The organism is Luteolibacter flavescens (genome assembly GCF_025950085.1).
Lineage (GTDB): Bacteria > Verrucomicrobiota > Verrucomicrobiia > Verrucomicrobiales > Akkermansiaceae > Haloferula > Haloferula flavescens.
Map to the genome: position 1 here is coordinate 324,960 of NZ_JAPDDS010000006.1, position 17,797 is coordinate 342,756.

Sequence of the window (17,797 nt, forward strand, 5' to 3'; positions counted from 1 at the left end):
ATTTGCGGGGTCGAATGTTGCTCACGCGAGCCCCTGCCTGCGTCTCAGATACCACTCCAGCGCCAGCGGCACGGCGATGAGCAGGGCGAACCACCAGCGGGTCCATGAGGGTTGCCAGATGGCTCCAGAACTGCGGGCGGTGGGAGCTTCGGGGGTGAATGATTTACTGAGGAAAGCGGGCAGATCGGCGGGAGCGATGAGGCTGCCGCCGGTGGCGTCGGCGAGCGATCCGAGGAAGACGGGATCGGCGGCGAGGTTGTCGCTTTCCAAAGGCGGCGCGGGCACCAGATAGCTCGCCTCCGGGGCGGGCGGGGCCTTCTCTCGGGGATCGACCACGCTGAGCTTCCACGCGCCCGGTGCATCCGGCGTGAAGGAGGCGCGCCAGTGCGGGTGGCCGCCGGGATCCGGATAGGCGGCGGGCTGGAGGTCGGTCGGCTTGCCCTCCGGCGAGATGATACGCAGCACCGGCGATGGCACGGTGCCACTGCCGCGATAGGACATCGACACGCTGACCGCGTCACCGGCGCGTCCGCGGAGCGAGGGCAGGCGCAGCGAAAAATCCTGACCGGGCAGGAACTCGGAATACGAGGCCATCCACTGGATGAGCTGCGTCCAGAAGTCCTCGTACATGTTTCCCAGTTCACGGGCCTCGGGATAGAAGTCCCATTTCCACAAGCCGTCGCCATTCACCAGCCCGCACACGCCCTGGCCGTAGCGGCGCACCAGCAGCGAGGGGATGTCCTTCGAGAATCCGCTGCCGCTCTCATCGCGGCCGCTGGCGAGCACCCGCGTGAAGGGCTTCACCATGGAGATCTGGCGCGCGTCCTTCAGCGTCGGCAGTGAGGTCCAAAGCGACGCGGAGGCCGGTGGCAGTGCCTCTCCGAAGAGACCGGCAGCCTCACCGTCCGCGGCTGGCAGGAAGCGGAAATCACCGACCGTGGTCGAGGCCCACGTGACCGGCTCCAGAGCATCCAGTCCGGGCAGCGTGCCCGTCACCGGCTTGCCCCGGGCAAAGAGGACCGCACCCCCGCGGTCGCGCACATAGCTGCGCAGCGCCTCCAGCCGCGAGGGCGTGAGGAAGGCATCCACGTTCTTGCCAAAGATCACGAGGTCGTAGCGCGAGAGCTCGTCCAGCGTTTCCGGAAAGACCGCCTGCGGCGTCTCGGTCGGCTCCGCCTCGCCGGAGTCGATGCGGAAGTAGCGCTCGTCCGAAAGCCGGTGAACCGAGTGGACCTCCATCTGCGTCTGCTGGCGCAGGAGCTGCGCGAGGAACTTGCTATCCCAATACGGCGCACCCTCCGCGAGGAAGACGCGCGTCTTCGACTCCAGCAGGCGGATATTCACGTGTCCGCGGTTGTTGCCGGGATTCGTCTCCTCGGGCAGTGCCGCGGTCTGGATGCTCCAGCGCGCGCTCGCAGCCGGGGCATCGACCTCGAAGACCGCGAATGCCGTCTTTCCGGGCAGCACTTCCACATTGATCGTGGCCAGCGGCTTGCCGGCTTCGTCGATCAGGTTCACGTCCGGCTTCTGCGGGCCCAGGCCGTCCGCTTCCACCGCGATGGGGATGCGCGCCTTCTGCCCTTTGAAAACGGTCACCGTCGGCCGGGTCACCCGCACCACCAGATCGCGCGGAGGAATCCCGGCCCCGATGGCGATGGCGTGGAATGGAGTCTTCCGCGAACGCAGGCGCAGCGCCAGCGACTCCAGCTCGGCATCCGAGGGCTGGGCGGTCTGGCGGCCATCGGTGAGCGCGAGCACCCCGGCGAAGGAATCGCCTGCGGAGGCCGCCTCTTCCACCAGTCGCTTCAGAGAGCCATGGAGGTCCGAGCCCGTGCCGACGGGCGCTCCCATCTGGGACAGCTCCGCGATGGCAGGCGCGGCGACGGTGTCGAAGGGATGATAACGCACCGGCACTTCCTTCGGCACCAGCTTGGCGAGCGTCTCCGCATGGGCCTTTGCTTCATCGGCGCGGCTGCCCTCTTCCGCGGGCTGCGCCATGGAGGCGGACTGGTCCAGCAGCACGAGCCACGGGCGCTCGCGGTCCTCGGTCGGTCGGACCCATTTGCCGGGATTCAGCAGCAGGGCGCACACGGCGGCGACGCCCAGCATGCGCAGCAGCAGCAGCGTCGCGCGCCTGCCTGTCGGCAGACCGGCCGAGCTGCGCCAGGACAGCCAATCGGCCAGCACCAGCGCCAGCGCGAGCAGGGGCAGCAGGATGGAAAGTGGAAGGGGAGGATTCACGGAAAGAATGCCGGGCGATCAGTTCGGTTCAATTCAGTGCTGGCTTCGGTGCGGGCCGGAGACCGGCGATGACGCCCTCGGTGAGGAGCAGGAGGAGGGCGGCGGCGATGAGCCAAGGCCACAGCGGGAGCCCTTGGTCGAGCGCGGCGCGGCGGGCGATGTCGCTGTTCGCCACGGCGGGACCCGCCGATGGCGGCGTGTCCAGCGGGCGGAGCAGGGATTCACTCTCGGGGAAGGGGACGGCGATCAGGTGGACCGGCTGGTCCGAGACGAGCCAGCGATGAATGCCGGGCACCGCGGGCGCGGGGGATTGCCAGGTCGCGCCATTCGCGAGGATTTCCGGGCGGCTGCCATCGGGCGACTCGAGGACCGGGGTGGCAGCCGTGTCCGCAGAGGGATTCGTCCACGAGATCACTCCGCCGGGCTCGACGGTGAAGGCCTCGGCGGTCTGGCGTGGCATCAGGTGCAGCAGCAGCTCCGCGAATGCAGGCAGGAATGCGGGCTCGCGCGACCACGTGGAAGCGGCAGGGTCCAGCGAGAGATTGCTCACCAGCAGCGGCCGGTCCTTCGCCTCGATCAGTGCGGGCTTGCCGTCGGAAAAGCTGGCGATGGTCGTGGCGGATTCCGATGGGGCGATGCGGAGGCGCTGGCGGAAGCGGCCACCGAGCGGATTCCCGAATTCACCGCCCGCGAAGAGCTTGAAGGCCGCGTGATCCCCCGCCGGAGACGCTTCCCAGCCCTGGTCGGAGGACTCCAGTCCCAGCGGTCCGGACTCGGCGGCAGCCCCGCCGAGCAGTGCCTCAACGGAGGACGCGGGGCAATCCGGCGACGCATGTACGATGACTGCCGTACCATTCGCGGCGATCTCGCGGAGCCGGTCGGCGGCGTCGCCTGTCCAGCCCGGGATGTAGAGGAATTCGGAAGGAGGCAGCTTCTCCAGATCCACGCCCGGCACGGCATCCAGCCACGGCACGGCGCGCGCGACCTGCTCCAGCGTCCCGGAGGCAGCATCGCCTTCCGGTGCCGCGATCGCCAGGCGCAGCGACTCCCGCACGCGCACCACGGCGTGGCGGCGGTCGTCACCGGGGAAGCCATCGGCATCGATCTCCGCGGTCAAGGGCATCAGGCCGGAACTGGCGCAGCGCACGGAGAAGGCCGCCTCCGCCTCGCCCTGCGGCGGCAGATCGAGCGGTTGGGACTGGCGCGACCCACCGGCATCCAGCGTGAGGGAAATGCGGCGCGCCTCGCGGGATGGATTTGCCACGCGGCACTGCACCACCATCTGCTGGCCGGCCACCGGCGAGGTGGGCAGGGCGACCAGCGAGGTGACTGCCAGATTTGGCACATCCTCCTTCGCTACCGGCACCATGCGGAGGTCGATGCCATCGGGGATCACGGGTGCGAAGTGCTGCCACGCGCTGGCTTGGAAGTCGGAGATGACGTGCAGCTCGCGGCGTCCTCCGGCCTCGCGGAGCTGGCGCAGCGCGAGATCGATGGCCGCATCGATGGCGCCGGGCTCGGGGCGGGCGGTCGCCTTCGCGAGTTCCTCGGTCAGGAAATCACGGTTCGGCGCGAGATCCGGGAAGACGGCATCCGGAGCCGCGTCGATCCAGATGATATTCGCGAGGTCGGGCCGCGAGGCGTCGAGGATTTCCCCGGCAGCGGCACAGGCGGCCTCGAAGCGGCTGGCAGCGCCTTCCTTCGCGGCCATCGAGGCGCTGCGGTCGATGAGCAGCACCACCGAGCGCTTCTCGCCGGGCAGTGCGGCATTCTTTGAAAGCAGCAGCGGGCCGAGGAAGGCAGCCGCCAGGGCGACCAGCGCCAGCGTGCGCAGGGCCAGCAGCAGCCAGTCCTTCGGCTTGCGGAAGCGAGAGGTGAGCCGCTGAACCTTCTTCAGGAACTCGATGTTCGAGAAGCGGTACTGCGGCGGCTTCGCGCGGGCCAGCAGGTGCACGAGCAGCGGCACCCCGGCGAGGGCGAGCAGGCCGAAGAGGGCGGGGTGCTGGAAGAAAAGGGACAAGCGATTCGGGGGAGTGGGAGATTCAGGAGGGGGCTCAGTGCCGCAGCCGGTCCAGCAGGGTGAAGTAGGACTCGGTGGTGGGGATCAGGCAGTAGTCGGCACGGCGCGAGGCGGCGAGGGAGCGCAGCGAGCGGACGTGCTGCTGGATGTGCTCCTTCCACGCCTGGCTGAGCGACTGCGGGTGAACGACCATGCGCTCGCCCGTCTCCATGTCCACGAAGCGCGCGAGACCGCGGTCGCCCAGGTCGAGCTCCGATGGATCCAGCAGATGAAACAGATGCACGCGGAAGCCGCGGTGCAGGTAGGGATTCAGCGCTTGGAAGAGCTCGGCGGGATCGCAGAAGAAATCCGAGAGCAGCACCAGCGTGCCGCGGCGCTTCAGCAGCGGATTCGCACGGCGCAGTGCCTCGATGATCGACGTGCCATTCCCCGGCTGGTTCCGCTCCAGCGTGGTCAGCAGTTCGTTGAGGTGCTTGCGGGTCGAGCCGGGCGGCAGGAACTTCCGGACGCCGTCGTCAAACATCGTCAGCGAGACGCGGTCGTTCTTCGAGATCACCAGCCACGCGAGGCATGCGGCGAAGAAGGAGGCATACTCCAGCTTCGTGAGGCGTTCCGAATCCTCCGGGAATCCCATCGAAGCGGAGCAGTCCATGAAGAGATGGCACTCCAGGTTCGTCTCCTGTTCAAAGGTGCGGAGGAAGAGCTTGTCATTCCGCGCGAAGACCCGCCAGTCCACCTGCGAGAGCGGATCGCCCGGAGTGTACTGGCGGAACTCATGGAACTCGATCGACGAGCCCCGCTGCTTCGACCGGTGGCGTCCGGACAAATAGCCCTCCACCATTGCCTTCGCTCCGAACTCGTAGTTCTTCAGTCGGCGGATGTCTTCGGGCTTGAGGTATTTGTGGGCGGACATGGGAGAGGTGCCGGGTGACCAGTGAAAGCTGAAGCCGGATCAGAGCGACGCCGCGAGCTTTGCCACGATGCTATCGACGGTGATGCCTTCCCCGGTCGCGTTGTAGTTCGCGATCACCCGGTGGCGCAGGATGGGCAGGGCGAGGGTGCGGACCTCGTCGATGGACGCGGTCGGCTGCCCGCGCAGCAGTGCGAGCGCCTTCACCGCGCGGGCGAGGCACTGCGATGCACGCGGGCCCGCGCCAAAGGAGACGTAGTTCTTCACGTCGGCGGTGGCGTGCTCGGAGTCCGGGCGGGTGGAGTGGACCAGCTTGAGGATCGCCTTCACCACGGAGTCCGGCAGCGGGATATCGTGCGTGGCATCCTGCAGGTCCATCACGCCCGCGGCATCCAGCAGCGGCTGTGCCTCGGGCATGCCGCGGCCGGTGGTGCGCAGCACGATCTCCTCCTCCTCGGCCATGGTCGGGTAGCCGATGCGCAGCTCGAAGAAAAAGCGGTCGAGCTGGGCTTCCGGCAGGGGATATGTGCCCTCGTGCTCGATGGGATTCTGCGTGGCGAAGACGGTGAAGGGCTCTTCCAGCCGGCGCGTCACGCCATTCACGGTGACCTGCTTTTCCTGCATCGCCTCCAGCAGCGCGGCCTGCGTCTTCGGCGGCGTGCGGTTGATTTCGTCCGCCAGGATCAGGTTCGCGAAGATCGGGCCGGGTGCGAACTTGAACTCTCGCGAACCGTCGTCCGAGGTCTGCAGGATCTCCGTGCCGACGATGTCCGACGGCATCAGGTCCGGCGTGAACTGGATGCGCTGGAACTTCAGGCCGAGGATGCGCCCGAGCGTGGAAACCAGCAGCGTCTTCGCGAGGCCGGGCACGCCGACGAGCAGGCAGTGGCCCTTGCACAGCAGCGAGGTCAGCAGTTGCTCGACGATTTCTTCCTGGCCGACGATGACGCGGCCGGTCTCGCGGCGGATGGCGGCGGCGCGTTCCTGCACCTGTTCCCAGCGTGCGGCGGGTTCTTGAGTGGCGGTGGACATGAGAGAGGAGGGGATCGGGTTGTGAGGTTTATTCTTCGGATTCGTCGTCTTCGGAGTCGCCCTTGCCGAGCTTCTCCGCGTCTTCGCGCGTCAGGACGGCGGCCATGAAGTAGGCGCGCCCCACCGACTTGGAGGCGAAGTGCTTCTTCAGCGATTCGATGGCAGAGGAGTCTCGGTCTTCCTGCGGCAGGGCTTGCACCTTGCCGTCCTTCACTGCCCAGAAATCAGCCGCCTCCTGGGTCGCCACCATCGCGAGGACGTCCGCGTCCTCGAAGCGCTCGAACCACTGCGCGAGGCTCTGGAGAGCGTAGTCGGAAGAAAAGGAGTCCGGGTCGTTCTTCCGCGCTGCGGAGCAAAACATGCCGAGGCCGGTGGGCATGCTGTAGTATGCGACAGTTGTTCCCGAGCGGTCCTTCGCCTCGGTGGCCAGCTTTTCGGCGAGCTTCACCAGGTCATCGGCCTCGACCTTGTCGCCTTCCTTGATCCCCAGCGCCGCGAGCAATGCGGGATCGTGGGGCTGGGCGGGATTGTAGGGCCGTATCTCTACGATCCGATCGCGGACCTCCATGATGCCGGACGGTGCGGGAGAGTCTTCGTCGAATTCACCAGTCCAGTTTCCCACGGCAATCCGCTCCGCGACACCGAGCGACTTGATGGATGCGGGGATCTCCGCAGCAGGCAGACCGGCGAGCTTCGTGGTGATCTCGGTCGAGCGGGCCTCCTCCACGTCTTCCGCATCCGGCCATGCAATCGGCTCCTTGCCCCCGGTCCAGGCGTCCACCCGCTTCTTGATGAAGGCGAAGGGGGTATCGGGAGCCTCGCAGAATTGGAGATAGATATTGAGGTATTCGCTGGTCTCCGGATGGGCGGCGACTTCCAGGATCATGTAGCTGGCATCGCCCATCTTGGAGCCGCCGTATCCCTGCACCCATGAGGCGAAGCGATGCTTCGGAGGAAGCGGGTCGGACTTCGCGATGAGAGGACGCCAGAGGTCGATGACGTCCTTTGGCAGGGTCTTTTCCTTGGCGAGCGATTGTCCTCTTCCTCCACGGTATGCCCGGCTCAGCAGGATCTGGTGCAGGTCCAGCCATTGCTCCGGTGTCGCCTTTGTTTCGACGGCGGCGACGGCCTTCAGGCAGTCTTCCAGTGGTGCGCCCATCATCGACGTGCCAAGCGATGCCATCGGTTGATCGCCATTGATCTGTCCATTCTGCGACGGCTCCTTCAGCGCTTCGGCGATTAGGTCGTCCAGCGAGACCGCTCCGACTGAGATGGAGAGCTTCTTGAGATACTTCTCCACCGATCCCGCGGCGCGGATGCGGTACACTCCGGAGCTGCGCGCATTGCTGAGGTCCACGCCATCCAGTTCGCGGGTCACGGCCTTGCTGTAGCCGTCGAAGAATGCCCGCGCCTCGGTCTTCCGCTCGGCCAGATAGGACTCCACCACGGCGGAGTAGTCCGATGGCTGGTCGGAGCCCAGTGCGAGCTTTTCGAATGCCTGCCGCGATTCGTCATCACCACCGGCCAAGTAGTTCGCCGCCTCCATCCGCTGCCTCTCGTCTCCCTCGCGGGTGAAAATGACGGCCAGCTCGATCGGGGATTTCTCGCGGTTCTTCTTCCAGAAATCCACCGCGGCGTCGCGCAGGATGATGGGGTCCGTTTCGCCGGAATCATCCGACCGGGGAATCGTGGACGAGATCACCGAGCGGGCGATTTCACCGCGGCTCTTCGGGCGATCCAGCCTGTCGTAGATTTCCTGCGGCTCGTCATCCTCATCGATGCCGTAGGACGTCGAGTAGCTGGACTCGGTGCGCACGGGCACCAGCGTCGGGTCATCCGCCACCGCGGCGAGCGCGATCAGCCCGTCCATGCCCATTGCCTGGAGATCGCTCACGGGCCCTGACATGGGCCGGGAATCGCCGGGCTTCCTTTCCGGGAGGATCCAGATCCCGCCGCGTCCCGTCGCCATGCCCGTCATGGCACCCTGGCGGCGCATCGCTTGCAGGAATTCGGCCCGATGCTCCGCGGGAATGCCCGAGAGATCCATGCCATCCGGCAGTTGGATGTCGTCCCCTTCCGGAGCGGTCTGCGCCTCCAGGAATTTCCCGAGCGCTGCCACGGCCTCCGGCTTCAGCGTGATTCCGGGCAGGGTGGGGGCGGGCGGGAGTTCCCCGGCCACCCGCTTGTCCAGCGCGGGCATCAGCAGGGCGATCCCGGTGGCATCGCCCCAGCCACGCGGATACTTTTCCAGCAGCGCCTTCAGGGCATCGCGATAGGCTTTCCAGTCCTGCGATTCGAAGAAGTTGTCGTTGATCCCGATAGCTTCCAGCGACGCGAGGTAGCCGACCGCCGCATCGACATTCCGCGTCGCATCCGGGAATGCCGCGAAGACCGCCGCCGCGAGGCGGTTGCCCGCATCGGCATGCCCCGTCGCATGGAGCTGGGCGGCGAAGATCAGGCAATGCGCGGGCACCGACAGCACGTCCGAGTCATATTCCAGCCGCTCGATCAACCGGTCGATGACGCTCTGTTTTCCCAGCGCCTCGATCAGACGCTTCACGTCCTCCTCCACGGTGATGCCCGGCCTCGCTTGCTTTTCCTTCTTCGGCTGGCTGGCCGCGTGATTGCGCATCATGCGCTCCAGCAGCCCGGGGCTTGCGTTCTCTTCCGGCGCGGCAGCTTCTTCCTCGCCGTCCGGCTCGATCTCGATGATCTCGCTGGTGCCAAAGCCGATCCACCGCGGCTTATCGCCCGGGAGTTTCCATGCGCCGCCCTGGAGCTTCACCCCGAGGCTCTGGAATTCATAGGGCATGTCGATGGACTCCGAGACATCTTTCGGAGCCCTCACCCAGGTGGCTCCCTTCATGTCCGGCAGACCGAGGGTGGCCAGGCGTGACAAGCCATCGCTGAAGTCCGCCGCGGGTGTCGCCGGTGCCGCCTCCTCCGTGACCCCGGCGGGCGGAGGCGTGGAGGGTTGCTGCGCAGCCAGGGGCCAGGGCAGCATCAGTGCGGCGAGCGTGATTTCGGGGCGCATCTATGGGGGACTTAGACGGAGAACGCCTTTCACGGAAGATTCTTTGCGTGAAAAATAGATATAAAAAGAGACACGGCCCGCAAAGGCCGTGTCTTTGTCCCTACAATCGATGGATATGTGATGCGTTTCAGCCCACCACGGCCAGCGGCTTGGTGTCCTTCCAGCCGCCGCGCGTGAAGTCCGGGAAGTCCTGCGGCATGCCATCTTCCTTCACGGATTTTTCACTGAGCGGCGCGACGGAGGACCAGTAGCAGCCCTCGTACACGTTCTGGTCGAGCGGCTCGCCCTTCCGCAGGCACTCGATGATGCGGTAGAGCATGAGGAAATCCATGCCGCCGTGGCCGCCCATCTTCTTGGAAAGCTCGCCCATGCGCTTGAAGAGCGGGTGCTCGTACTTCGAGGCGATGGCTTCGAATTCCTCCGAGTCCGTCCACTCGTGGTAGCTCTTCGTCACGCCCTCGATGGCCATGCCGTTCGGGAAGCCCTTCAGCGTGCCGAGCGTACCTTGGATCAGGTTGTGGCGGGAATACGGGCGCGGGGAGGTCTCGTCCCACTGCACCATTACGGTGCGGCCCAGCGTGGTCTTGATGATCGAGGTGTTGATGTCCGCGCAGATGTAGTCGAGTGTCTTGAACTCGGGCTTGGTCAGGTTCGTGGACTTCTGCGCATAGAGATTGCGGCCCTTGGCGGGAGAGCCGAAGGCGACGAGGCGGCGGAAGTTGTCCTCGCCGCGGGCCAGGCTCATGTACTGCGCCACCGGGCCGAGGCCGTGGCACGGGTAGAGGTTTCCATTCCGCCGCGCGTAGTGGAGCGTGCGCCAGGAGCCGGTGGAGTCACCGCCTTCCATCTGGCTGCGCAGCTCGTGGATGTAGGCGGCCTCGCCGTGGAGCAGCTCGCCGATCACGCCTTGGCGGACCATGTTCAGGTAGAGCAGTTCCTCGCGGCCGTAGTTCACATTCTCCATCAGCATGCAGTGGCGGCCGGTGGATTCGGAGGTGTTCACGATTTCCCACATCTCCTCGATGGTCAGGGCGAGGGGGATCTCGACGAAAGCGTGGGCTCCGGCCTTCATCGCGGCGATCGCCTGCGGGGCGTGGAGTTCCCACGGGGTGGCGATGAAGACGGCATCCGGCTTGGTTTCCGCCAGCATCTTCCGCCAGGCATTCTCATCCCCGGAGTAGGAGCGGGGCTGGTGGCCCTTCGCTGTCACGGCGTCGGTGGAGCGCTTCGCGCGGCCTGCATCCAGATCGCAGATGCCGACGACTTCCACGCCCTCGATCACCGCGAGCTGGGTGATGTGGCCGGACCCGCGGGCACCCACGCCGATGATGGCGACCCTCACCTTGTCCAGCTTCGGCGCTGCGAAGTCTCCCATGTACTTCGCGCCGGAGGGGCGGGACGGGGCACCCTGGGCGCCGGCCATGCCGCCTGCCGCCGTGATCGCGGCTCCGATTCCACCGAGGGTTCTGAGGAAACTGCGTCGCCCGGTGGCGGAAATTGTCACTTTTTCGTCGGGGTGCATGTTTTTGATGTCGCTGGAATACGATTGGGTTACCGGAATCTCTTTCGCGTGACAACCCCGGGACCCGTCGGAAGTTTGCGATTTTGGGTGGCGAGGATTTCGCGTGGCGGACGGGCGGAAGCCGTGCAGCTTGTTTGCGCATCATGAAGATCGACGGCATTTTCGGCTGCTATGAGAAGACCCGCGGCATGTTCTACTTCGCGCGCCTGTGCTCGAAGATCCGCCTGCACGCGGAGGGCCGGCTGCCGGAGGATTATTACGACATGCTCGGCCACGGCTTCGACGGACGCACCTGCCGCTACCTCGGCGTGACCTACGAGGCCGTCCGCGAGCAGGTGCTCTCGGGAAAGTCGAATGAGGAAGTGCTCGACTGGTGCCACGCGCAGGGCCGCCATCTGAACGCGGAGGAGCTGCTCATCTACAACAGCTTCATGAGCAAGCGCGGCTGGCGCGACGATGAGACGGATGAATTCATCCCCGCGCAGATCGGCAACTACGGCCTGCCCGCGGACTGCGGCGCGGTGACCGACTTCGACCTCATCGAGATGGACGAAGGCCGCTGGTATCCGGACCAGTGGAGGGATGCGTGGAAGTGAGAAGGGCGTTGCCCGATTTCAGGTTTGGGTTACCCTGCGGCCATGGCCACCCTCAGTGAATTGGAGCCTCAGGTGCTTGCCCTTTCGGAGCGTGAGCGTGCGACGCTTGCTTCGCGGCTGCTCTCCTCGCTTCCAGCGGTCCTCGACGAAGAGGACGACGGAGTCGCTGAGGCTTTGAGACGGGAACGCGAGGCGGAGCTAGACCCATCGCTCTGTATTTCTTTCGAGGAGTTTGAGAGGGGGCTTTCTCGTCTTCGTGGGCGATGAAGGTTTCGTTTCATCGGCGGACTCAAAATGATGTATGGGGTGTAATCCGCCATTATGAGGACGAAGCGGGACAGAACTTGGCAGATCAGTTTTATGCTGAATTCGTCGCCAAGGTCGGAATTGTGGCCGCGAATCCAAAAAGGTGTCACGTCGACGCTTCGGGACTGCGCCGATGCAATCTCGACCGATTCCCTTATCACTTCCTGTTCAAGATCCGAAGCGACGACATTTTCATCCTCGTTCTCCGGCATAATCGAAGGCACCCGGGCTATGGCCTCAATCGGACTTAAAGTCGCATTGGCGGCTTCCGCCTTGCTCCTCTCCTCTTGCCAGACGCTCCAGTTCTACACCCAGGCGGTGGGCGGGCAGATGGAGATCTTGCACAAGAGCCGTCCCAACGGGCCGATTATCGCCTCGCCGGACACCGATCCGAAGCTGCGGAAGCAACTCGTCGCGGTGGAAGGCATCCGCCGCTTCGCCAGCGAGCATCTTTCGCTGCCCGGCCACGACAGCTACGGGAAGTATGCGGATCTCCAGCGCGAGCACGTGACGTGGACGCTCTACGCCGCGCCGGAATTTTCACTCGAGCCGAAGCGCTGGTGGTATCCCACCCTGGGCAAGCTCGACTACCGCGGCTTCTTCAAGGAGAGCGATGCCGAGGCACTGGCGACCGAGCTCCGCGGCGAGGGCTTCGACGTGCAGGTCGGCGGCGTGGATGCCTACTCCACGCTCGGCTGGTTCCACGATCCGGTGCTGAATACCTTCGTCCACTCCGCCGACGTGGACCTCGCCGAGCTGATCTTCCACGAGCTGACCCACCGGAAGTACTTCCGCGGGGGCGCGACCGTTTTCAACGAGTCCTTCGCCAATGCCGTCGCCGAGGAAGGCGTGCGCCGCTGGCTGAAGCATGAGGGCCGGACTGCGGACCTGAAGAAATTCGAGGCCCGCCTGATCCGACGCGCGGAGTTCTACGACCGCATCGAGTGGACGCGCGCGGAGCTGGAAAAGCTCTACGCCTCCGACCTGCCACCGGAGGAAATGCGCCGCCGGAAATCCGCGATCTTCGCCGACCTGCGCGACCGCTTCCGCGAGCTGCGCCGCAGGTGGGGTGGCCGCGGCCTGGAGTGGTGGCTGACGCGCGATATCAACAACGCCGACCTCGTCTCGCTGCACACCTACCAGAAGCACGTCCCCACCTTCCACAAGCTGCTCGCGGACTGCGGTGGCGATCTCGATGTCTTCTACAAGCGGGTAAAGAAGCTCGAGATCCCCGAGGAAGAGGACGAGTGACGTGACGCGCGGCCCGATCAGGTCGCGAGATCGACGAAGTGACGGCGCGAGGAAAGCAGGTGCTTGCGCATCGCCTCGGCGGCCTTGTCGGGCATGCCGGCCTCGATGGCATCGAGGATTTCATTGTGGCCGGAGATCACCGGCGTGGACCAGTCGCCGTCGCCACGGTTTGCCTGGGCGTAGGCGATGCAGCGCTTCTCCAGCGCGCCGAGCAGGATCGAGTAGATCCGGTTCCCCGACCCGCGGGCGATGGCGAGGTGGAAGGCGATGTCCGCCTTGCTGAATTTGTCCTTCGTCCCGCGCGCCTTGTCCATCGCGTCCACAATGCGCCGCAGCTCGCGGATGACCTGCTCGCCCGCGTTCTTCGCGGCGAGGCGCGCGCACTCCGTTTCGATCAGGATGCGGAAGTCGATCAGCTCCAGGAAATCGCTCTCCTCGGCGAGCACCGAGTAGCTCTCCACCGCGCTGCCCAGCGACTCCAGGCTGGGATCGGCGATGTAGGTGCCGCTGCCCTTCAGCGTGCGCAGCAGGCCGCGGCCGCGGAGCTGCTGGATCGCTTCCCGAATGACCGTGCGGCTCACCTTGAAGCGCTCGCAGAATTTCTCCTCGGACGGCAGCCGCTCGCCGGGCGGCAGCTTGCCGGCCAGGATTTCCTGCTCGAGTTCTCCGGCGATCTGGGCGCTGCGTCGTTGCACGTCAGGACGGTAGAACGTCCGCCGCATGGGCATCCAGTGGAAACGGGGCGTGCGACCTGACATGAGAATCCGCATGTCCGCTTTACGTTCGGTGATATTCCATCGGATGAACTGCGGAAACTCCGCCGCTCCAGCAGATTTCGGGAAGTTGCCATACAGATTTCCGGTTTCCAGGATTCCGCCTCACGTGTTCTTTGAACTCCCGCCAATTTGCGGCATCGTCCCGCCCTTCATGAGAATCGTCATCGCAGGCGTCAGCGGCAGCGGGAAGACCACCATCGGCATGCTGGTGGCGGACAGGCTCGGCTGCGAATTCGCGGATGCCGATGGCTTTCACCCGCCGGAGAACATCGCGAAAATGAGCGCCGGTATCCCGCTCGACGACAGTGACCGCGAGGGTTGGCTGGAGGCGCTGGGGGAATACATGGCGGGTCGCGAATCCATCGTGCTCGCCTGCTCGGCGCTGAAGAAGAAATACCGCGATCACCTCCGCGGACTCGCCGGTCCGGTCCGCTTCTGCGTTCTCACCGCTGGGCGCGGGCTGCTGGAGGAGCGCCTGTCCACCCGCGAGCACTTCATGCCGGCGAGCCTGCTCGATTCGCAATTGGATACGCTGGAGCTTGGCGAGGATGTAGTCGTCATTGAAAATGCCGCTGCTCCGGAGGAGGTTGCCGAGCGATTGATCGCGGGCCTTCCGGACAAGGGCTGAGAGGGGCACCGGCACCGCGCGTTTCCTGCGGTCTTCTTCCCGAGGATACGCGGCATTTGCCGCAAGCCATGCGTGGTCGCCCTCCCGCCCGCCCGGCACAATGGCGGGGATGAAAGCCAGCGCCAGCGCTAGCACCTGCGTCTGCGACCACTGCGGCACCGCCTTCACACCGACGGTCCGGGGTTCGGAGGATCGGGCTCGCGACCGCTATTGCTGCCGCGGCTGCGAATACGTCGCCACGCTGATCCGCGACCAGGGATTCGACCGCTACTACGATCTCAAGCAGGACGTCGCCACCGCCCCCGTCCGCAGCCGACCCTTTGAGGATCATGATTTCGCATGGCTGCGGCCGCTTGTTGACGCGGCAGAGGCACGCGAGGGAAATGATGCCGCGCAACTCGACTGCGCCATCGAGGGCATCTCCTGCATCGGCTGTGTGTGGCTCATCGACCGGCTTTTCGAGCGTCACGACGGTGCCATCCGTGCCGCGGCAAATCCCGCCAATGGTCGCCTCCATCTGGAGTGGCAGCGCGGGTCCTGTGATGTCGGTGCCTATTTGAAAGAGCTCGCGTCCTTCGGCTACGTCGCCGCACCCGCCGCCGCGGGCAGCCGTGACACCTCTCCGGAGCGCCGCGGTCTCGCCGGGCGCATGGGCCTCTGCGGGGCCTTCGCGTTGAATGCCATGGGCTTCTCGCTGCCCACCTATCTCGGCATGCCGGCGGACTTCGAGTTCGCCGGGCTCTTCCGCCTCATCGCCTTCACCTCGGCCACGCTGGCCATGCTCGTGGGCGGAGGATTCTTCATCTCCCGCGCCTGGCGGGCGCTTCGGATCGGCACGCTGCACATCGACTTGCCCATCGCGCTTGGGCTCATCGCCGCCTATCTCGGGTCCATCGCCGGTTGGGCCGCGGGGGAGGAGCGGCTGCTCTACTTCGACTTCGTCGCCACCTTCGTCTTCCTCATGCTGCTGGGCCGCTACGTGCAGACCGCGGCGGTGGAAAAGAACCGCCTCCGGCTCGTCCGCCGCTCGCCGCTGCCGGAGTCGGTCAGGTCGGGCGATGCCCTGCTTCCCATCTCCTCCCTCCAGCCGGGCACCCGCTTCCAGCTCGAGCCGGGGAAGGCGCTGCCGGTCTCCGCTTGCCTCAGCGACGGTACGGCGGAGGTCTCGCTGGAGTGGATCCATGGCGAGGCGGACCCCGTCATCCTGCATCCCGGCTCGCGGCTGCCCGCCGGGGCCATCCTGCTCGGCCGCAGGCCCGTCACCGTCACCGCGGATGAAACGTGGGCCGACTCGCTGATCTCCAAGCTGGTGGCGGATGCTTTCGGAGACCGCGGCTCTCCCGTCTTCCAGCGGCTGCTGAAAATTTACCTGGGTGTTGTTCTTGTGACCGGTGTCGCCGTCTTCGCCTTCTGGGCGATGGGCGGCGACGCCCGCACGGGACTCCAGGCGATGATCTCGGTCTTCGTGGTCTCCTGCCCCTGCGCCCTCGGCGTGGCCGTGCCGCTCGCGGACGAGTGGGCGGCGGCCCGCCTTGCCCGTGCCGGGGCCTTCGTCCGTCGCGCCAGCCTCTGGCCCCGCCTGCGCCGCGTGAAGCACGTCGTCTTTGACAAGACGGGCACGCTCACGCTCGAGCGCCCGCTGTTAGAAAATCCCGCCGCCGTCGATGCCCTGGGCGATCACGCCGCGCTCGCGCTCGCCCGGCTCACCCGCGGCTCGCTGCATCCTGTCTCGCGCACCTTGTTGGAAGCTCTGGGAAATCGCGGCCAGCGCCTGCTGGAAGCCCTCGGCCCTGTCGAGGTGACGGAGATCCCCGGCCAAGGCGTCCGCGCAACGATGGAGACGGGCGAGTGGTTCCTGGGAAAAAGCAGCCAGCGCCAGGGCACAGAGCTCCGCCACGATGGCTCGCTCATCGCCGCCTTCACCTTCAGCGATGCCCTGCGGCCCGGTGCTGCCGACGCGCTCCGCCACCTTGAAAGGCGCGGCCTATCCATCCATATCCTCTCCGGGGATTCCCCGCTGAAGGTGGCCAGCCTCGCCCGCTCGCTCGGCCTGCCCTACGATCAATCCCACGGCGGCCTGAGCCCGGAGGAAAAGTGCCGCGCCGTGCAGGCGCTCGACCGCCAGGACACGCTCTACGTGGGCGATGGTGCGAATGACTCGCTCGCCTTTGACGCGGCCTTCGTGACCGGCACGCCCGTAGTGGACCGCAGCCTCCTGGAGTCGAAGTCGGACTTCTACGCGCTTGGCTCCTGCCTTGCTTGGCTGCCGGAGGCCTTTGCCGCGGCGGATGCCCGCGCGCACGGGGTCCGCCGGGCATTCATCTTCGCTCTTTCCTACAATCTCGTCGTGGTCGCCCTGTCCGCCACGGCCCACATGAGCCCGCTTCTCGCCGCAGTGCTGATGCCCCTGAGTTCGGTGGTTTCCATCCTGCTCGTCGCATTTCGCACCCGTATGATTGAACTCCACAGAACCCACGATTATGGTCGCGATGTTATCCGAAAAGAAGAAGGTTCCCCCTCGCGTCTCCGTTTCTCGTCCCGCACCCGTCATGAGCCAAAGTCAGGCGACCAAGCAGTTCGAAGCCACCTTGCATGAGCGGCTGAAGCAGTCCGATCTCTTCAAGGTCTATCAGGACGCCTTTCGCACCGCCACCGGCCTGCCGTTGCGGCTCGTGGGGGCAAATCCCGAGGACTGGTGTCTGGATGACCAGTCGGTGAACCGCAGTCCCTTCTGCGAGGTGCTGAATCTCTGCAAGAGCGCCTGCCACGCCTGCGTCGATACGAACCGGCGGCTGATCGAGGAGGCCAGCGTGAAGGGCCCGTCGAGCTGCCACTGCTTCGCCGGTCTCACCGCCTCCGCCGTGCCGGTGAAGCTCGGCGCGGCTGTGGTCGGGTATTTGAAGACCGGCCAGGTCTTCTCCCGCACGCCGACCGAGGAAGACTTTGACCGCCTGCTCGGCAGCCTCGGCCGCAAGACGCTGGACGAGAAGACACAGGGCGTGCTGCGCAGCACCTACTTCCAGACCCGCTCCGTGGAGCCGGAGCGCTACGCCAGCATGATCACCCTGCTGCACAGCTTCGCCGAGCAGCTCAGCCACCACGCCGAGTCCCTCGCCATCATCGAGGAAGGCAGCGAGCCCGCCGCGATCGCGAAGGCACGCCGCTACATCCACTCGCACCTCGACGAATCCCTGCCGCTCGGTGCCGTGGCCCACGAGGCCGGCCTGAGCGAGTCGCACTTCTGCCGCCTCTTCAAGGAAGCCACCGGCCTCACCCTCACCGACTATGTGAACCGCTGCCGTGTCGAGGCTGCCAAGCGCGAACTTCTCAAGCCCGAGAAGCGCGTCTCCGAGATCGCCTTCGAGGTCGGCTACCAATCGCTCTCCCAATTCAACCGCAGCTTCGCCCGGATCGTCGGCACCTCGCCGACCCTCTGGCGGAAAGAGAAATTCGCCGAGGCGTGAGGCGACGCCATCCGCGG

Annotated in this window: 12 protein-coding genes; 5 read left to right on the forward strand and 7 right to left on the reverse strand. The window is 65.8% G+C overall.

What is annotated here, in order from left to right; all coding sequences use genetic code 11:
* Positions 1–21 precede the first annotated feature (21 nt).
* The 6 genes from OKA04_RS13230 to OKA04_RS13255 form a co-directional block, all read right to left on the reverse strand.
* On the reverse strand, positions 22–2,241 hold the full coding sequence (locus tag OKA04_RS13230) for a hypothetical protein (protein WP_264501648.1): 2,220 nt from the start codon (positions 2,239–2,241) through the stop codon (positions 22–24).
* A 28-nt stretch (positions 2,242–2,269) separates the two neighbouring features.
* Entirely contained in the window at positions 2,270–4,261 is a 1,992-nt protein-coding gene (locus tag OKA04_RS13235) for a vWA domain-containing protein (RefSeq protein WP_264501649.1), read from the reverse strand.
* A gap of 34 nt (positions 4,262–4,295) precedes the next feature.
* Positions 4,296–5,174: a DUF58 domain-containing protein gene (locus OKA04_RS13240; protein WP_264501650.1), complete on the reverse strand. Its 879-nt coding sequence runs from the start codon at positions 5,172–5,174 to the stop codon at positions 4,296–4,298.
* Positions 5,175–5,213: 39 nt separating this feature from the next.
* Complete coding sequence (locus tag OKA04_RS13245) at positions 5,214–6,203, reverse strand: AAA family ATPase (protein WP_264501651.1); 990 nt, start codon at positions 6,201–6,203, stop codon at positions 5,214–5,216.
* Between the two features lie 28 nt (positions 6,204–6,231).
* Positions 6,232–9,237 (reverse strand): hypothetical protein, encoded by a 3,006-nt coding sequence (locus OKA04_RS13250; protein WP_264501652.1) that lies wholly within the window; start codon positions 9,235–9,237, stop codon positions 6,232–6,234.
* A 127-nt stretch (positions 9,238–9,364) separates the two neighbouring features.
* Complete coding sequence (locus OKA04_RS13255; RefSeq protein ID WP_264501653.1) at positions 9,365–10,759, reverse strand: Gfo/Idh/MocA family protein; 1,395 nt, start codon at positions 10,757–10,759, stop codon at positions 9,365–9,367.
* 143 nt (positions 10,760–10,902) lie between these two features.
* Here OKA04_RS13255 and OKA04_RS13260 point away from each other — a divergent pair, with 143 nt between their 5' ends.
* Together OKA04_RS13260 and OKA04_RS13265 are read left to right on the forward strand one after the other, a co-directional pair.
* The gene (locus tag OKA04_RS13260; protein ID WP_264501654.1) at positions 10,903–11,355 is read left to right on the forward strand and encodes a DUF5069 domain-containing protein; all 453 of its coding nucleotides are present in this window, start codon (positions 10,903–10,905) and stop codon (positions 11,353–11,355) included.
* 579 nt (positions 11,356–11,934) lie between these two features.
* Positions 11,935–12,912 carry an aminopeptidase gene (locus OKA04_RS13265; protein ID WP_264501655.1) on the forward strand — a complete coding sequence of 326 codons (978 nt, stop codon included), beginning with the start codon at positions 11,935–11,937 and terminating at the stop codon, positions 12,910–12,912.
* 17 nt (positions 12,913–12,929) lie between these two features.
* On the opposite strand, the gene OKA04_RS13270 is transcribed toward OKA04_RS13265, so the two are convergent.
* Positions 12,930–13,607: a FadR/GntR family transcriptional regulator gene (locus OKA04_RS13270; protein ID WP_264501656.1), complete on the reverse strand. Its 678-nt coding sequence runs from the start codon at positions 13,605–13,607 to the stop codon at positions 12,930–12,932.
* 232 nt (positions 13,608–13,839) lie between these two features.
* Between OKA04_RS13270 and OKA04_RS13275 the strand changes: the two genes are divergently transcribed.
* The 3 genes from OKA04_RS13275 to OKA04_RS13285 all read left to right on the forward strand — a co-directional run bounded on the left by OKA04_RS13275 (position 13,840) and on the right by OKA04_RS13285 (position 17,780).
* Positions 13,840–14,316, forward strand: a complete 477-nt coding sequence (locus OKA04_RS13275) for a gluconokinase (RefSeq protein WP_264501657.1) — start codon at positions 13,840–13,842, stop codon at positions 14,314–14,316.
* A gap of 109 nt (positions 14,317–14,425) precedes the next feature.
* On the forward strand, positions 14,426–16,912 hold the full coding sequence (locus OKA04_RS13280; protein WP_264501658.1) for a heavy metal translocating P-type ATPase metal-binding domain-containing protein: 2,487 nt from the start codon (positions 14,426–14,428) through the stop codon (positions 16,910–16,912).
* A complete protein-coding gene (locus OKA04_RS13285) occupies positions 16,866–17,780 on the forward strand; it encodes a helix-turn-helix domain-containing protein (protein WP_264501659.1) in 915 nt (304 codons plus the stop codon). The genes OKA04_RS13280 and OKA04_RS13285 overlap by 47 nt, the downstream gene beginning before the upstream one ends.
* Positions 17,781–17,797: the final 17 nt, after the last annotated feature.